This is a genomic window from Halobaculum sp. P14, assembly GCF_051195155.1.
In the GTDB taxonomy this organism is placed as follows: domain Archaea; phylum Halobacteriota; class Halobacteria; order Halobacteriales; family Haloferacaceae; genus JBNTKA01.
On the sequence record NZ_JBNTKB010000008.1, the window covers coordinates 92,118 to 108,036 of the forward strand.

The window sequence follows — 15,919 nt, forward strand, 5'->3', positions numbered from 1 at the left end:
TCCTGTACCGGCAAAAGTCTCTAGTACCGTTCAACGGCGGGACGCGGACCGGATTCGAGGCGTTCCGGCGACCGGCCGTCCGGCAGCGCCGCCGCTCCTCGATAGGTCACGCGAGAAGCGGGCCGCCGAGAAACGCAGGTGGACGCCTACGCCTCGTCGAACAGGTCGTCGACGGCGTCGCCGGCGGTCTGCGCCGCCTCCTCGGCGACGGCGTCCGCGTCGGCGTCGGCGTCCTCGGGCGGATTGATGTAGACGTCGACGTCGAGCACGCCGTCCTCGAAGGTGACGGTGACGTCGAAGTCCCGCAGATCAGCCTGCTTGTACCGCGAGAGGATGACGCCCTCGGCCGCCTCCGCGGCGGTCCGGACGACCTCCTCGTCGCTCGGCTCGTCGTCGGCCGATGCGTCGTCGCCTGCCATTTACGCGCCGCCGGCGCCCGGACCCATGCCGGCCGGACCGCCGCCCGCACCGCCCTGAAGCATCTGCTGCAGCTCCTCTTGGAGCTCCTCGAACTGCTCTTGGACGTTCGACTCCTGCTTGTCGAAGCGCTCGGCGCGCATCTCCAGCGTGTCGACCTTCTCTTCGAGGTCGTCGTACGCCTCGTCGTAGTTCGTCTCGATGAGGACCTCGCCGACCTCTCGGTACATCGTCGAGTCCTCGTCGACTTCGTCCATGGCGTCGAGCGCCGTCCGGGCCTCCGCCAGCGACGACTCCGTGGACTGTTTCTGCTCGGCGAGCTGCTGGGCCTGCTCCTGCAGATCCTGCAGTTCCTCGATCTTCTCCTGCGCCTCCGGCGGCAGATTACCCTGCATACGTGGGCCGACGTGCTTCGGCGTGAAAAACCCGGTTATTCAGTCGTCTGCCGAATCCGCGGCGTCCGCACCGCCCCCGGCCGGCGAATCCGGGGGCGCTGCGTCGTCAGCGACCGCCTCCGCGACGCCGACCAGTCGGAGCCACGTGTTCGTCCCCGCCCTGAGCGCGACGAGGTCGCGGGCGCGGACGGTCACCTCGACTGCGTCGCCGACGCGGTCGGCCTCTGCGGTCGACCGGTCGTCGTCGATTTCGCCGCGCTCGACCGCGACGGCGTCGTGGACGGTGCGGGCGCGCCGCTCGTCGGCGTACGGAAACGTGAGAACGGTCCGGTGGTCGTAGTCGGCGGGGTCGACGTCCGCGTCGTCGGCGTCGTCGGCGCCGCGGTCGGTCGGCGCGGGCATCGGCGCGCTACCTGACGTCGACTTCCTTCACGTCGCGGGCGCGCTCCTTCAGGAGCACGCGGTGGCCGCAGTAGGGGCAGCGAACGCCGCCGTACTCGTCGAGTTCGACGTCGCGCTTGCACCGGGAACACTTGTAGCTCATCTGGTGGAGATATGTAACGGAGGTACTTGGGTTACTCGTCGGCGTCCCCTTCCTCTTCGAGCGCCGCGCGGATGCTGCGCTTGACGCTGCGGCCGCCCGGGGTCTCCGGCCGGTACGCGCCGCCCGTGAACTTCTCGCCGGTCTCCTCGTTCACCCAGACGCCGGTTCCGACTCGCTTCACGGAGTCGCCGTCGACGGTTGCACTGTTCATCTCGTCTTCGATGTCGGAGACGCGCCGGCGAGCGACGCGCCCGTAGCGCGCGCCGAAGCGCCCGGCGCTCCCGACGGTTCGCGCCTTGTTCTCGGCCATAGTACACGCCGATTCGCCGGACGAGCCTAAAAACCCCGCGAAGTCGACGCGCGTCCGCGCCGCCGCGACACCGCCACGCCGACCGTCGACCGCCGGCTACGCGAACCCGGCCTCTTCGAGCGCGACGTTGAGGTCGTCGCGGACGCGTTCGCCGACGTCGCGTTCGCTCGCGGTCGTGACGACGCGGTTCTCCTGGACGCTCGACCCGTCCCGGAGCAACAGCCGGACGTTGCCGTGCTGGTCGGCGCGCGTGACTTTCGCGCGCAGCCCGGTCCGCGACCCCTGCCCGCCGGCGTCGATGGGGCCGGGGATGATTTTCTTGACGTGCGGGTGTTCCGCGACCGTTCGGATGGCGTTCCGGCCGGTGCGGCCGCCGATGAGCGTGGAGTGCGAGCCGCCGAGTTTCTCGGCGGGCGCCTTCTCGACGACGGCGAGCGACGGCTCCCCGCGGCTCTCGATGGTCGCCTCGACCGGGTCGTCGTCGGGGACGCGGAAGAACTCGTAGTGGAGCTGTGCGCGCGTCTCCCGAATCGGGGCGCGTTCGCCGGCGGCGTAGACGGTGTCGGGGCGCTTGCGCCGAATCTCGTCGGCGACGCGGCCGGCGAAGTTGCGGAGCTGGGCGGGCCGGGTGCGCGCCCCGTCGTCGGGGACGGTCGTCACCGTGGTTTCGCCGACGACGTCGTCGCCGTCGAGCATCGTCAGCGTGGCGCGGTCCGAGTCGAACGCCGCGACGACGGCGTCGCAGTTGGCGGTGTCACAGCGCAAGCAGTAGTCGCCCGGCTTCTCGAGCGCCGAGCCACACCGCCGACAGTTCATATCGGCGCGACGCCGCCGCGGCAGATAAGCCCGTTCGTTCGACCCAGCGGCGGCGCCGCAGAGCCGTTCTGTCAACTGCGAGGTGAAGTCGTCGGGGCGTCGTTCGCCGCGGCGGTCGGGGCGGCCGACACCGGCTCCGGCAAGCGATTCCGGCGGTCGTCGCCCGCTTCCGGTGGGCGTACATTTAAGTTTCGACGTGGCAACTTATGACACATGCCATTCGGAATCGACCTCTTCCGGTTCGCGCGCCGAGCCGGACAGGAAGTGATCGTCGGGCTGTCCTGGGACGTCCTGCTCGTCCTGGCGTTCGTCGCGACGCTCACCTTCCTGGGTCACTACATCCTTCGGGAGCTCTGGAACCCGACGACGCCGTCGGCGACGGGGGACGAGCCGTCGAAGGACGAAGTCGTCGAGTCGCTCCGGTCGCAGGGGATAGACGAGATTCAGCGGTTCACCGTCGCACAGCGCGCCTCCCACTGGATTATGGCGCTGTCAATCTTCGCGCTGATGCTCTCGGGGTTCATCATCATGAACACCGAGGTGACCGTGAAGATCGTGCCGGGGCTGTCGTGGCTGACCGTCCACATCGTCGCCGCCGTCGTCCTCATCGGCTACGTCATCTTCCACGTCGCTCACGTCGCCTCAAAGGGCACCTGGAACAAGATGTTCATCGGGACGAAGGAGCTGAAAGACCTCTGGGTGCGGTTCAAGAACCTCATCGGCGTCACCGAGAAGTACCCGCGGCAGTTCGAGTACCCGAGCGCGCAGAAGTTCCTGCACCTCGGCGTCACCGGCGCGACGTTCGGCGTCATCCTCACCGGGTTCGTGCTGCTGCGGCGCGTGAACCTGAAGCCGCTGTGGGAGGCGACCCGCGAGTTCTCGTTCCTCGGCGTCCAGTTCGGCCTCGGCACCGCCGACGCCCCGGGGCTGGTGTCGTGGAGCTTCGTGTTCCACGACTTCTTCGCCATCGGCCTCGTCGCGCTCGTGATGGGCCACGTCTACTTCGCGCTGCGGCCGAACGAGTGGGAGATCACGGCCAGCATGATCACCGGCACGGTGTCGGTGCAGGAGTACGCCGAGAAGTACTCCCCGAGTAGCTGGCAGGTCGGCGCGCAGAAGGCGCCCGACGGCGGCGACCCTGACCCGCGGACCGAGGATGAGTAAGCGGCCGGGGCGCCGTTCGCGCTCCGGGCCGGCTGCGCCGGGCCAGCGCAGATGACGCGGGTCGACGCGGACCTGTTCTGCGACCCGTTCGCGGCGGCGCAGTGGCGCCACCAGCCCGTGATTCGGCACGTCGAGTACGCGTTCCCGGAGGTCGCGTGGACCGTCCGGCCCGTCGTCGCGCACCCCGAACCGCTCGACGGCCCGGACGCCGACGCGGCCGCGACGGACGCCGAGCGGGCCGCCACCGCGGCGGGGCTGCCGGTGAACGCCGACGCGCTCCGCGACGGGGTTCCGTCGTCGTGGGCGGCCTGCGAGGCGCTGGTCGGCGTCCGCGACGCCGCGGCGGACCGGGCGCTCGCGTACCTCCACCGGCTCGCCGGCGAGGCGTTCGCCGCCGGTCGACCCCCGGCGTCGGCGGAGGCGCTCGCCGACGTCGCCGCCGACGTCGACGGCGTGGACCCGGACGCGGTCCGCGACGCCGTCGGAAGCCGCCGTGCGGCCGCCGCGGTCGGCCGCGACGCCGAGGTCGCACGCGGCCTGCTCGCGGACGACGACGTCGGCGTCCGCGGCGACCCGGCGACGCTCCCGCTGGCACCGCGGCTCTACAGCGACGGCGACCCGACCGCACGAGCGAGCCGCGACGACGACCGCGACAGCGACGACGACCGCAGCAGCAACGACGACCGCGACAGTAACGACGACGAGGCCGGGCGCGGGCCGCAGGCGACGGTGCCGGCGCCGCCGCTCGTCTGTATCCGGTCGGGCGAGTACGTCGACGTCGTCGACCCGGCGACCGGGTTCGACGAGTTCGTCGACGTGCTGCGCCGAATCGACCCGGACCTCGGCGACCTGAACTGGCGCGCGCAGATTCACGGCCGGTCGGCGATGGAGTCGTACGGCGTCGAACAGCGCGCCGCCGAGCAGTGGAGCAACGAGGACTACGCGCCGCAGGTCCGGGAGGTGCTGTCGACGTTCGGCGAGGCGTACCTCGCCGACGTCGCCGCGGCGGCGAACCTGTCGGCGGACACCTGCCGGCTGTCGCTCCGCGAACTCGACGCCGACGGCGACGTCGCCCGGACCGAGACGGGGGCGTGGCGGCTCCGCACCGAAGAGTCAGACTGAACACCGCAGCGACCGAATCCACACCCATGACCGACACACCAGTTTCAGATCTCCGCGACGAAATCGAACGAATCGAGACCGCCTACGAGTTCCTCATCTCCTTCGCCGGCCAGGGCGTCGGCCGGGAGGCCGTCCAGTCGCCGAACGACCAGGTCCGGAAGTTCGTCTCGCAGTTCGAGGAGGCGCTCGGCGCCGGCTTCGACGCCGCGACCGCCGTCCCCGACGAGCACGACCAGTTCGACACGGAGACGTACGAGCGGTTCACGGCGACGATGGCCGACGAGGTCGAGGAGGCGCGGACCGTGCTGTCGCTGCTCGGCGAGCAGGACAAGATCACGTCCCGGCAGGCGGACAACCTCAACGGGATGTCCGTGTTCCAGTCGGTGCTGATGAAGTTCTTCTTCCTCGACGAGCTCACGAACCACCTCGAACGCCCGGACGGGGACGCCGAGGACGCCGACGCGGACGCCGACGGGGTCGCGGCGGACGGCTCGGATGCCTGACCGCCTGGTCGGCCTCGTCACGGCCGCCGGGGAGTCGACGCGGATGGGCGGCTTCCCGAAGCCGCTGTTGACGGTCGACGGCCAGCGGTTCGTCGAGCGGCTGGTCGAGACGTACCGGGCCGCCGGCGTCGACGACGTCGTCGTGGTCGTCGGCCACGAGGCGGAGGAGGTCGTCGCCCGCGCGGACCTGTCGGCGGCGACCGTCGTCCGCAACGACGACTACGAGTCCGGGATGCTGTCGTCGGTGACCGCCGGCGTCCGCGCCGCGCGGGCCGCAGACGCGGACGGGCTGTTCCTGTCGCCGGTCGACTACCCGCTGATTCCGGTCGGCGTCGTCGAGCGGCTCCGCGAGGCGTTCGCGGGCGAGCACGCCGACGCCGACGTGGTGCATCCGACCGTCGACGGCGGCCGCGGGCATCCGCCGCTGTTCGCCGCGAGCACGTTCGACGCCCTGCTGGACGCGCCGGCCGACGAGGGCGCACGCGCCGTCGTGTACGCCGACGACACCGACACCCGCGACGTCCCGGTCGGCGACGAGCGAATCTTCGTGGACATCGACACGCCGTCGGAGTACTGGGACGCCGTGAAGCGGTACGAGCCCCGCTCCGAGCGCGCGGACTGAGCCGTCGACGCGACCGCCGCGAAACCCTCGATTCGGGAGACGGCGGCGACGTTCGGGGGCGGTACGTTTATACTGCTTCCGGGGGAACCTAGACGCATGGCAACAGACACCAGCCGTTCGCGTCCCGACGCGCTTCCCGCGCCGCCGGACGTCATCGGCGGCGGGGTCGTGGCACTCCTCGGCCTGCTCCACGTCTTCGTGCTGCAGGTCGGCGACGTCGTCGGGTTCGCCGTGTTGCTCGTCGGGTGGCCGCTCGTCGGCGGCAGCGTCGCCGACCGGCTGTCGACCGACGAAGAGACCGGGCACCTCCGCGGCGCCCTCTCCGGCGCCTTCGGCGCGCTGACGGTCGCACTAGTCGTCCTGCTCACCGGCCTCGCCGGCGTCTGGCCGACGTTCATCACCGCGAACATCGGCGTGTCGGTGTGGCCGGTGACGTTCGCGGTGCTGCTGATGCTGCTGCTGTCGTGGACCGTGTTCAGCTACGTCGGCAGCCACCTCGCAGAACGGCTCTCCTGACGGACGCGGCCCGTCTCGCCGCGAACCGCGAAACTGAAGCGTCCGTTTTCTCCGTCCGTCTCGTCCGCTACCCGTCGGGTTCGACGCGCTCGCCGCCCGCAGCGACCGCGGCCTCGACGGCGTCCTCGTCCGGGCACAGCACCGTCGACGAGACGGGGCCCTCGTCGACGAGCAGCGCCGCGTCGGCGACGTCCTCGGGCGGGTCGCCGCGGAACGACACGCGGAAGCGGTCCGGGTCGTCGACGCGGTCGTACGCGACGGGCAGGTCGTCGAGCGCGTCCGCCGTCGGCAGTTCGTAGCGGTCCTCGCGGTCGTTGTAGTGGCGCGCCAGCGACGGAGGCACGTCGCCGTCGAACCGGAACACGTAGACGCCGCGCAGCTCGAAGACGCGGACCGTCATTCGACCGGGGCGTCCCGCGGCCCGGACGCCTCGGCGCCCGGCGTCCCCTCCGCTCCGTCACCGGCCGGCTCGTCGGTCGCGTCGGGCTCCTCGTCGGCACCGTCGCCGTTTCCGCCGTCGGCGACGTAGTCGGCGGCCCGGAAGAACGGCTCCGACGCGAACGACCGCTCGACGACGTCGTCGTCCGCGCGGGCCTCGTCGGCGGCGTCGTCGTACGACTCGCCGGTGAGCGCCGTGAGTTCGGCGGGCGCGAGCCAGCCGGCCGCGGAGTACCGGTCGAGCGCCTCCGCGACGGTCAGCGACGGGGACGGCGGCGCCGACCCGGTGGCCGCCTGCACGACGTGCGCGAGTTCGTCGAAGTCGGCCCACCCGGAGACGCCGCGTTCGCCTTCGTCGCCGCGAACCACGACGGTCGGCAGCGCGGGGCGGTCGCCGGCCGCGTCGACGCCGGTGACGTCCAGCACCGACGAGTCGGGGTCGGGGACGGCCGCGTCGGCGACGTCGTCCGCGAAGCCGTCGGCGTCGACGCCCGGAACCGACGCGGCGAGGTCGACCACGGCGGACTCGGTGTCGAGGTTGGTGCGCCGCAGGAACGTCGCCTCCCGCGCGGCGCGCAGGAACCGCCGCTCCGCCTCGGCGCCCTGCTCGGCGGCGGCGACGACGCCGCGGCACGCGGGCGCGGACGTCGCCGGCGGGTCGTCGAACCACAGGAACTCGTCGATGGGCATCCCGCTCTCCTCGCTGACCCGCGAACACACCGCGGCGACCGACCCCTTCCCGCCCGGGAACTCCGGGCCGTCGTACGCCGCCCAGTCGGGGACGAGCACGGTCGGGTGGAACCGCCAGTCGGCGTCGCCGAGCGCCGCGTCCAGCGCGCGGAGCGCCGGCTCTGTCACCCAGCCGCGAGGGTCGAGCGGGTCGCCGTAGACGTGAATCTCCGTCTGCACACCCGTACACCCGGCCGACGCACCAAAGAATCCACCGTCCCCGGAACGTCGCGGCGGCGGTCGGTCGTCCGAACCGCCGGCCGTCCGGCCGGGTCGCGGTTCCGGGACCGGCAGCCCCACGGCGCTCCGGCACGTACCCGGCTCCATGACGAACTACCGGGTCGTGCTCGCGGCCGCGGTCGCCTCGGGGCTGCTCGTCTACGGCGGCTTCGTCGGCATCGAGGCGGCCGTCAACGGGACGGTTCCGGCCGCGCCGACGGCCGGCGAGGTGTCGGTGCAGGGGTCGACGGTTCACCTCGACCGGACCGGCCGGCCGACCGTCGTCGGCGAGGTCGCGAACGGCCGGAACGGACCGATAACGAACGTCACGGTCACCGTGACGGGCTACCGGAACGGCGACCGGGTGGCGTCGGCGACACAGCGGACGCTCCGAACGACGATTCCCGCCGGCGCCACCGCGCCGTTCGACGTCCACCTGCCGACCGAGTCCGCGGTCGACGACTACGACGTCTCCGTGTCGTTCCGCGAGGGCGGCGACGTCGACTCGGCGCTCGTCGTCCGGAACCAGCACGTCGAGAGCCGCGGCCAGGACCGCGTCGTCGTCGGCAGCACCGTCGTCAACACCGGCGACCGGCCGCGGGAACTCTCCCGGGTCGTCGCGACGTTCTACGACGCGAACCGGTCGGTCATCGGCGCCCGGCAGTCCCGGCCGACGCGGACGCTCCGGCCCGGCGAGTCCGTGACGGTCAGCGTCCGGTTCCGGACGCTCGGCGACGTGCCGAGTTACGCCCGCCGGTTCGACGACTTCGACCTCGCGGCGGTCGCGAACCGGACGGACGCGTGACTCCCCGGGTCTCGAAGAACCGGAAGCGGCGGCAGCGAAAAACGGAGCGCGGGAGGCGTGAGGCGGGACGACGCGGGACGCAGCGCGGACGCGGCGTGAGTCGGCGGGCTACTGGACGCCGGTCAGGGCGCGCTTGACGAGGTTGTCCGCGAGCTGCACCTTGAACTCGTTGTCGGGCTGGGGCGCGGCGTTCGGCAGCACCGTGTCGGACGCCTTGTCGGCGGCGCCCTCGGTGAGCGGCTTCCCCGTGATGGACCGCTCGGCGTTCCGGAGGCGCTTCGGCGTCGGCGCCAGCCCGTTGCTGACCAGCCGGACGTCCGAGACGGACCCGCCGGACGTTCTGACGGCGGCCGCGATGTTGACGATGGGGAAGTCCCACGACTCGCGGTCGGTGACCTTCTCGAAGTAGAACTTGGCGTCGCGCCAGTCGCTCGGCACCTCGATGTGCGTCAGGACCTCGTCGTGTGCGAGGTCGTTCATCACCGTGATGTTCTCCTCGGGGCCGACGAAGAACTCCGAGAGCGGTTCGCGGCGCTCGCCGCGGGCGCCCTTCACGACGACCTTCGCGTCGAGCGCCATCAGCGCCACCGCGCCGTCCGACGGGTGCGCCGTGATGCACCGCGAGTAGTCGGTGACGGCGTGGTCGCGGGACTCGCCGGTGATGGCGTAGCAGGTGTTGCCGCCGGCGCGGTAGCAGTCGAAGCCGCTCCGGTAGTACCAGCAGCGCGAGTCCTGCGAGAGGTTCCCGCCGATGGTGCCCTGGTTCCGAATCTGCGGCGTCGCGACCTCGCCGACGGCGTCGGCGAGCACCGAGAAGTGGCCGCTGACGGCGCCGTGAGACTCCACGTCGGACAGCGTCGTGAGCGCGCCGATCTTGAGGCCGCCGTCGCTGGTCTCTTCGATACCGGCGAGTTCGTCGATGGGCTTCAGGTCGACGAGCACCTCCGGCATCCGCATCCGGTTTTTCATCCAGTTGATCTCGTCGGTGTTGCCGGCGATGGTCGCGGCGTCGTCGCCGTGTTTCCTCAGCAGTCGTACCGCCTCGTCGACGCTGGTCGCGTCGACGTGCTTCAGCGGCGGAATCATGTCCTGTTGCATGGTCAGATGTCGACCTCCTCGCTTTGAATCTTCTCGAGCACCTCGCTCGGACTCAGCGGGAACGTGTCGAACGTCACGCCGAGCGCGTCCCGCGTGGCGCTGGCGACCGCGGCGGCCGCTGCGCCGTACGGCGGCTCACCGACGCCTTTCGCGCCGTGCGGCCCGTACGGGTCGGGGTTGTCGACGCCGCCGGTCTTCAACTCCGTCTCCGAGTAGTCCTGAATCGCCGGCGGCTTGTTCTTGTAGAAGTCAGTGTTCAGCGGAATCCCGGTGTCGTCGTCGTGGAGGTAGTGCTCCATCAGGACGTAGCCGATGGCCTGGACGGTCGCGCCCTCCACCTGCGCTTTGTGCCCCTCCGGGTGGATGATGCGGCCGGAGTCGGCGTAGTTCGCGATCTCCTCGACGGCGACTTCGCCGGTCTGCAGGTCGACGGACACCTCCGCGATACAGCCCGCGAACGACGTCACGAAGCCGTCGAGGTCCTCGGACGTGGACTTCCCGAACGCGACGAGGCTCTCGCCTTTGATGTCCTGTGCGGCCGCGATGGTGAGCGGCACCAGGCTCTCCTGGTACTTCGTCGGCACCGTCTCCGCGGTGTACTTCCCGCCCAGCTCGACTGCGGCCTGCGCCGCCTGCGCCAGCGTCATGCTGTCGCCGGTCTGGGTGTTGACGACTTCGCCGCCGGTGACCTCGTAGTCGTCCGGCGCGCCGCCGAGCGTCTGCGACGCGATTTCGCGGAGGTACTCCATCGCGGTCTCTGCGGCCTTCACGTTCGCCAGCCCCGTCGTGAACGTCGTGTTCGAGGAGAACTGGCCGAGCGTGAACGACGCCTGGTCGCTGCGGCCCCACTGCACCTTCACCTGGTCCCACGGGACGTCCATGGTTTCGGCGACCATCCGGGCGACGGCGGCGAACGACTCCGTCCCGAGGTTCCCGGCGCCCTGCCGGACCTCGACGGTGCCGTCGGTGTGGACGGCGACGAGGCCGTCGAAGCCGATGTAGCCGGAGTGGTGGGAGGCGGTGCCGGCGCCGACGCCGTAAATCTTCGAGCCCTCCACGGTGCCGGAGCGCCGGCGTTTCTCTTCGTAGTTGATGTCCTCGGCCGCCATCTCGTACGCCTCCTTCAGGTTGGCGCTCGTGATGGGTGCCCGCGTCGGGCCGGCCGGGTCGCCCTGCGACGGCGTGTTCTGCATGCGGAGCTCCAGCGGGTCGATGCTGGCGACTTCGGCGAGCTGGTCGATGACCTGCGACATCACGAGTCCGCCCTGGTTCTGTCCGGGGCCGCGCTGTGGCCAGCGCTTCGGCGTGTTCGTGAAGACGCCGATGCCGCGGACGCGGAGCGTCTCGGGCTGCCAGCACTGCGAGATGGAGTTGTACGCCGAACTGAGCGTCGAGAGCGCGTCGGCGGAGTACGCCCCGGAGTCCGCGATGCCCTGGATGTCGAGGGCGGTGATCGTGCCGTCGTCGGTGATGCCGACCTTGATTTTCGCGATGAGCGTCGACCGGCCGTTCCCCCAGTGGAACTCCTCTTTCCGGGTGCCGCGAATCTTGACGGGGCGGTTCAGCTCCTTCGACAGCAGCGCCGGGACGCCCATCTGCGGGTAGCTCGTCCCTTTCGACCCGAAGCCGCCGCCGGTGAAGTTGTTGATGAAGGTGAGGTTCGCCGGGCTGACGCCGATCATCGACGCCAGGCCCGTGTGGGTCATGCTCATGCTCTGGCTGGACCCCCACACCTTCACGGAGCCGTTCGACTGCCAGTGCGCGACGGTGGACCGCGGTTCGAGCGGGTTCGTCGCGAACGGCTGGGACTCGACGGTGTCCTCGACGACGTGGTCGGCTTTCTCGAAGCCTTTCTCGACGTCGCCCCACGACCACTTCAGCGGGTACTTCCCCGGGTTCTTCGGGAAGCGCTCGCTGAAGTCGGCGTTCTTCCACTTGATGGTGCCGACGGCGTTGGTGGCGCCGCCCTGCCCCTCGGCGCTCTCGCCGCCGGCTTCGCCGGTCGGCGCGTTCCCCTCCGGGCGGGCGTTCGGCGACCCCGGCTTCAGCGTCTCCACCGGGTCGACGACGTGGTCGAGCACCTCGTACTCGACGTCGATCTCCTCGACCGCCGCCGCGGCCGTGTACTCGTCTTTCGCCGCGACCGCGGCGACCGGGTAGCCGTACACGAGCGGCTCCTCGGCCAGAATCGGCTGGCCGATGTCTGTGCCGGGCACGTCCTTGTACGTGATGACGGCCTCGACGCCCGACATCTGCTCGGCGGCCGTCGTGTCGATGTCCTGCACCTTCGCGTGCGCGTACGGCGACTTGACCGTCTTGGCGTCGAGCGCGTTGTCGAACAGGTAGTCGTCGGCGTACTTCGCCTCGCCGGTGACTTTCGCGCGGCCGTCCGGAATCTCGAAGTCCTGGCCGACGTACTGGTTGTCCGCCATGAGTTACATCTTCTCCGCGGCGTTCAGCACGCTCTGAATCTCGTTCTCGTAGTTCCCGCACCGGCAGAGGTTCCCGGAGAGCGCCTCTTTGACCTCCTCGCGGGTCGGGTCCGAGTTCTCCTCGAGGAGGTTCTTCCCGGACATGATCATGCCGGGCGTGCAGTAGGCGCACTGCCCGCCGAGCTCCTCGATGAACGACTCCTGAAGCGGGTGGAGTTGGCCGTCGGACTCCAGCCCCTCGATGGTCGTGACGTCCTTCCCGACGGCGTCGCGCGTGAAGTACGTGCAGCCGTAAATCGGGTCGCCGTCGACCTCGACCGTGCAGGCGCCGCACATCGCGCGGTCGCAGCCGAACTTCGTCCCGGTGAGTCCGAGCTTGTAGCGGAGCGTCTCCGCGAGCCGCTCTTGGTCCTCCACCTTCACGAACCGGGTCTTCCCGTTGACGTTCAGTTTGAGCTGGTTCGACACCCGCTCGCGGACGCCCGGCGCCTCGCCGTCCGTCTCCGCGGACGCCTGCCGGATGTTGTTGAACAGGTAGGCGTTGGCGGCGACCAGCGTTCCGCCGATTACCCCCTTGATTATCTGTCGTCGGGAGGGGTCGTCCATCCCTCCGTCCTCACCACCCGCCGGCGGCCCATCACCCGAGGCCTTGCCATCAGCTGCCATGTTAATTACTACGGGAGCGTCGGCTTTAAAGTTGGGTAGCCAGAAGTTCGTGGAGGGAATCCGCGTGAGGCGTCAGGATTCCGCGTCGACGGACGCCGGCTTCCCGTGGCGGACTCGGTTGAGTTCCGCGAGGATGGAGAGCGCGACGTCCGCCGGGTCGCCGCCGCCGACGTCGAGTCCGACCGGGGCGTGCAGCCGCTCCAGCGCGTCCTCGTCGACGCCGTCGTCGAGCAGGCCGTCGCGGACGTGGTCGGCCTTGTCGTCGGAGGCGACGAGGCCGACGTAGTAGGCGTCGCGTTCGAGCGCCTCCTGGGCCGCGATGCGGTCGAAGGTGCCGCTGCGGCTGGCGATGGCGACGGCGGTGTTGGAGGTGACGCCGAACTCGGCGATGCCGTCGTCGTAGTCGCCGCAGAACACCTCGGCGTCCGGGAACCGCTCGGGGTCGGCGAACTCCTCGCGGTCGTCGACGACGCACACCTCGTAGCCCATCTCGTCCGCCATGCGCGCGAGCGGCACCGCGATGTGGCCGCCGCCGGCGACGACGAGCCGCGGCGCGCCGACGACGACGTCGATGAACACGGTCATCTCGCCGCCGCACACCATCCCGGTGTTGCCGTCGCGGCGGAGCTCCCAGTGTTCGGTTCGCGGCTCGCGCTCCTCGATGGCTTCGACGGCGGCCGTCCGCGTCAACTCCTCGACGGTGCCGCCGCCGATGGTGCCGTCCGTAGAGCCGTCTTCGCGGACCAGCATCGTCGCGCCGGGGTCTCGCGGCGTGCTCCCCTCGACGGCCGTGACGGTCGCGAGCGCGACGGTCTCGCCGGCGTCGGCGAGGTCGGCCGCGGTCCGGTAGACGCTCATTACCGTACCGTGGTGTCGCCGCGGACAAATACTGTGGGATTGGCGGGCCCTTCGCCGGCACCGCGCGACGCCCTGCGGGTCGCGGGGGCGCTACAGCCGCTCGGGGTCGCACTTCAGGTACTCGCGCAGGAGCGCCGTCGCGTACGACCCGGAGGGGAGCGCGAACGAGAACACCGGGTCGCCGTCGCGGTCGCCGACGGTCAGGTCGGTGGTGACGAGGACGGCGCGGCGGGTGCCGCTGGACTCGAAGGCGTCGGGGAGCGCGAAGTCGCCGGGGGAGACGCCGAGGTCGTCGAGCACTTCGCGTTCGATGTCGCCGGGTTCGCCGTCCGCGAGTTCGGTGTCGGTGCCGACGAGCGGCGCCGTGACGAACGCGCGGCCGCGGCCGCAGTGCCGGGCGAGCACGTCGACGCGGTCGTCGGTGGCGTGCTGTATCCGGTCCATGTCGGGCTTCGGGAACGCGACGTCGCGTTCGGCGAAACAGCAGACGTCGCCGGCGACGGGCTCCGTGAACGGGAGGCCGCGCCGGAGCCGCTCGCTGAGGATGCGGTTGAAGATGTACGACTGGGCGGCGTTGACGAACAGCCGCTGGAGGTTCGACGGCACCGCCTCCAGCGCCTCGCGCCAGCCGGCGCCCTCGTCGAGCCGGTGGAGCATCGACCGCTCGTACCGCAGCCGGCTCGGCATGGCGTCGAGCGCGGCCGCCCAGTCCGGGTCGTCGGACGCCGCCTCGGCCTCGACGACGCGGCGGGCGCGCTGGGACGCCTCCGGCTCGGCGTCGTGCGGCGATCCGCAGTAGGCGAGGACGGCGCCGCGCCAGTCGCCGCGGACGGCGGCGAGGCCGACCTCGTGCGTGATGGGTCGGCGGCTCCCGAACCGCTGGTGGCCGAAGACGTTCGGGACCGCGACGTCGCCGTCGCCGAACTCGCGGAGCGCCGCCGTGACGGGCGCCGGGTCGCCGTCGGCGTCGCGGACCCGAATCTCGAACTCGTTGCCGGCGAGGTCGCCGAACGACAGGGCGCGGCCGACGCGGCCGAGCACGTCGACGTCGGCGCCGCTGACGTCCGGGAGGTCGTCCGGGTCGGCGTCCCGGACCGTGAACAGCTGGGTCGTGACGGCGTGTTTGTCCTTCGTGCCGGCCCACGACACCCGTTCGCGGCTGGCGCCGAGCGCGTCGCTCAGCCGGCCGGCGAAGTCGTTCGTGTCCCAGCCCCGCAGCGTCACGCGGAGCAGGAGGTGCGGGTACGACCCGGGGTCGGCGTCGACGGGCTCGGGCTCCATCCGTTCGCGCTCGCGGACCCGGAAGTCCTCCGGGGCGGCGCGGAGTCGGCCGCCGATGCCGTCGGCGTCGCTGACGTAGAAGTCGACGCCGGTCGCCTGCTCGCGGGGGTGCGCCTCGCGCATTACCGGCCGTTCACGGCGCGCCGAGAAGTGCCTTACCTGTCGCGGCCGCGGACGGTCCGCGTCTCGTGGCGGAGGTCGCTCTCCCACCCTGCCGCCGGCGCCACCGCGCATCACCGCACGTCGCCCGCTACGTCGAGCCGAAGCCGTCGGCGCCGTTCTCGGCGGCGTCCCCCGGAGCCCCGCCGTTGGTGTCGTCTTCGGCGCCGGCGAACGTGCCTTCCTCCTCGTCCGGGAGGCCGGAGAGCGCCGCCTTCATCGACTCGTGGTCGACGTCGCCGAGCGTGTCGTCGGCCGCCTCGGCGGCCGCCTCCAGTTCGGCTTCCAGCCGCTCGAACGCCTCGCTGTCGGCCAGTTCGCTCTGCGGCTTCGACTGTTCGAGGGTCGCGCGCTTCTCTGCGAGCGAGAACTGCTCGCGCACCGCGTCGTCGTAGTTCGACAGCGCCACCAGCCCGTCGACCGTGTCCAGCAGCTCCTCGCGGCTCACCGGCTTCGTCAGGTACGTGTCGAACGGCATCTCCAGGACGTCGAAGTCCGGGTCGACCGCCGTCACCATCGCGACCCGGGCGTCGTAGCCGGCCTCGCGGATGCGGTCGAGCGCCTCGTCGCCCGACAGCCGCGGCATCCGCCGGTCGAGGAGGACGACGTCCGTGTCGTCGTCGATGGCGTCGAGCGCCTCGTCGCCGTCGTGCGCCGTCGTCACGTCGTAGTCGTCGCCGAGCCAGAGCGCGTACGCCTGCGTCACGTCCTCTTCGTCGTCGACGACGAGCACGGACGGACGGTCGTCTGATGGCATCTCCGTACCGGACGGACGCCCCATTCACTCAAAACGTTAGGGGCCCGAGAAAACGGCGCAGGGTTCCG

20 protein-coding genes are annotated in these 15,919 nt (G+C 71.0%); 6 read left to right on the plus strand and 14 right to left on the minus strand.

Annotated features, from left to right (window positions below):
- Positions 1-146: 146 nt before the first annotated feature.
- The 6 genes from ACQUS7_RS14265 to ACQUS7_RS14290 all read right to left on the minus strand — a co-directional run bounded on the left by ACQUS7_RS14265 (position 147) and on the right by ACQUS7_RS14290 (position 2,482).
- Entirely contained in the window at positions 147-419 is a 273-nt protein-coding gene (locus ACQUS7_RS14265; RefSeq protein ID WP_435126918.1) for a DUF3194 domain-containing protein, read from the minus strand.
- Positions 420-812, minus strand: a complete 393-nt coding sequence (locus ACQUS7_RS14270) for a prefoldin subunit beta (protein WP_435126916.1) — start codon at positions 810-812, stop codon at positions 420-422.
- 39 nt (positions 813-851) lie between these two features.
- Positions 852-1,214, minus strand: a complete 363-nt coding sequence (locus ACQUS7_RS14275; protein WP_435126914.1) for a KEOPS complex subunit Pcc1 — start codon at positions 1,212-1,214, stop codon at positions 852-854.
- A 7-nt stretch (positions 1,215-1,221) separates the two neighbouring features.
- Complete coding sequence (locus ACQUS7_RS14280; RefSeq protein ID WP_435126912.1) at positions 1,222-1,356, minus strand: DNA-directed RNA polymerase subunit P; 135 nt, start codon at positions 1,354-1,356, stop codon at positions 1,222-1,224.
- Positions 1,357-1,387: 31 nt separating this feature from the next.
- Complete coding sequence (locus tag ACQUS7_RS14285; protein WP_435126910.1) at positions 1,388-1,666, minus strand: 50S ribosomal protein L37ae; 279 nt, start codon at positions 1,664-1,666, stop codon at positions 1,388-1,390.
- A gap of 96 nt (positions 1,667-1,762) precedes the next feature.
- Complete coding sequence (locus ACQUS7_RS14290; protein ID WP_435126908.1) at positions 1,763-2,482, minus strand: DUF2103 domain-containing protein; 720 nt, start codon at positions 2,480-2,482, stop codon at positions 1,763-1,765.
- 213 nt (positions 2,483-2,695) lie between these two features.
- Here ACQUS7_RS14290 and ACQUS7_RS14295 point away from each other — a divergent pair, with 213 nt between their 5' ends.
- The 5 genes from ACQUS7_RS14295 (at position 2,696) to ACQUS7_RS14315 (ending at position 6,409) form a co-directional block, all read left to right on the plus strand.
- A complete protein-coding gene (locus ACQUS7_RS14295) occupies positions 2,696-3,646 on the plus strand; it encodes a cytochrome b/b6 domain-containing protein (protein ID WP_435126906.1) in 951 nt (316 codons plus the stop codon).
- 51 nt (positions 3,647-3,697) lie between these two features.
- Positions 3,698-4,768, plus strand: coding sequence for a hypothetical protein (locus ACQUS7_RS14300; protein WP_435147900.1), 1,071 nt, complete (start codon positions 3,698-3,700; stop codon positions 4,766-4,768).
- 26 nt (positions 4,769-4,794) lie between these two features.
- Complete coding sequence (locus ACQUS7_RS14305) at positions 4,795-5,271, plus strand: hypothetical protein (protein ID WP_435126903.1); 477 nt, start codon at positions 4,795-4,797, stop codon at positions 5,269-5,271.
- Positions 5,264-5,893 (plus strand): nucleotidyltransferase family protein, encoded by a 630-nt coding sequence (locus tag ACQUS7_RS14310; RefSeq protein ID WP_435126901.1) that lies wholly within the window; start codon positions 5,264-5,266, stop codon positions 5,891-5,893. Before ACQUS7_RS14305 ends, ACQUS7_RS14310 begins: the two co-directional genes overlap by 8 nt.
- A gap of 96 nt (positions 5,894-5,989) precedes the next feature.
- A complete protein-coding gene (locus ACQUS7_RS14315) occupies positions 5,990-6,409 on the plus strand; it encodes a hypothetical protein (protein WP_435126900.1) in 420 nt (139 codons plus the stop codon).
- Between the two features lie 67 nt (positions 6,410-6,476).
- Here ACQUS7_RS14315 and ACQUS7_RS14320 read toward each other — a convergent pair whose 3' ends face one another.
- Positions 6,477-6,809 (minus strand): hypothetical protein, encoded by a 333-nt coding sequence (locus tag ACQUS7_RS14320; RefSeq protein ID WP_435126898.1) that lies wholly within the window; start codon positions 6,807-6,809, stop codon positions 6,477-6,479.
- A complete protein-coding gene (locus ACQUS7_RS14325) occupies positions 6,806-7,756 on the minus strand; it encodes a DsbA family oxidoreductase (RefSeq protein ID WP_435147903.1) in 951 nt (316 codons plus the stop codon). The genes ACQUS7_RS14320 and ACQUS7_RS14325 overlap by 4 nt, the downstream gene beginning before the upstream one ends.
- Positions 7,757-7,901: 145 nt before the next feature.
- On the opposite strand from ACQUS7_RS14325, the gene ACQUS7_RS14330 reads away from it, so the two are divergent.
- On the plus strand, positions 7,902-8,600 hold the full coding sequence (locus ACQUS7_RS14330) for an FxLYD domain-containing protein (RefSeq protein WP_435147905.1): 699 nt from the start codon (positions 7,902-7,904) through the stop codon (positions 8,598-8,600).
- 108 nt (positions 8,601-8,708) lie between these two features.
- On the opposite strand, the gene ACQUS7_RS14335 is transcribed toward ACQUS7_RS14330, so the two are convergent.
- The 6 genes from ACQUS7_RS14335 to ACQUS7_RS14360 all read right to left on the minus strand — a co-directional run bounded on the left by ACQUS7_RS14335 (position 8,709) and on the right by ACQUS7_RS14360 (position 15,851).
- Positions 8,709-9,698 carry an FAD binding domain-containing protein gene (locus ACQUS7_RS14335; RefSeq protein ID WP_435147907.1) on the minus strand — a complete coding sequence of 330 codons (990 nt, stop codon included), beginning with the start codon at positions 9,696-9,698 and terminating at the stop codon, positions 8,709-8,711.
- Positions 9,699-9,700: 2 nt separating this feature from the next.
- Complete coding sequence (locus tag ACQUS7_RS14340; protein ID WP_435147909.1) at positions 9,701-12,130, minus strand: xanthine dehydrogenase family protein molybdopterin-binding subunit; 2,430 nt, start codon at positions 12,128-12,130, stop codon at positions 9,701-9,703.
- A 3-nt stretch (positions 12,131-12,133) separates the two neighbouring features.
- Positions 12,134-12,796 (minus strand): (2Fe-2S)-binding protein, encoded by a 663-nt coding sequence (locus ACQUS7_RS14345; protein WP_435126889.1) that lies wholly within the window; start codon positions 12,794-12,796, stop codon positions 12,134-12,136.
- 72 nt (positions 12,797-12,868) lie between these two features.
- Positions 12,869-13,654, minus strand: a complete 786-nt coding sequence (locus tag ACQUS7_RS14350; RefSeq protein ID WP_435126887.1) for an XdhC family protein — start codon at positions 13,652-13,654, stop codon at positions 12,869-12,871.
- Between the two features lie 90 nt (positions 13,655-13,744).
- A complete protein-coding gene (truD, locus tag ACQUS7_RS14355; protein ID WP_435147912.1) occupies positions 13,745-15,058 on the minus strand; it encodes a tRNA pseudouridine(13) synthase TruD in 1,314 nt (437 codons plus the stop codon).
- A gap of 127 nt (positions 15,059-15,185) precedes the next feature.
- Positions 15,186-15,851 carry a response regulator gene (locus tag ACQUS7_RS14360; protein WP_435147914.1) on the minus strand — a complete coding sequence of 222 codons (666 nt, stop codon included), beginning with the start codon at positions 15,849-15,851 and terminating at the stop codon, positions 15,186-15,188.
- Positions 15,852-15,919: the final 68 nt, after the last annotated feature.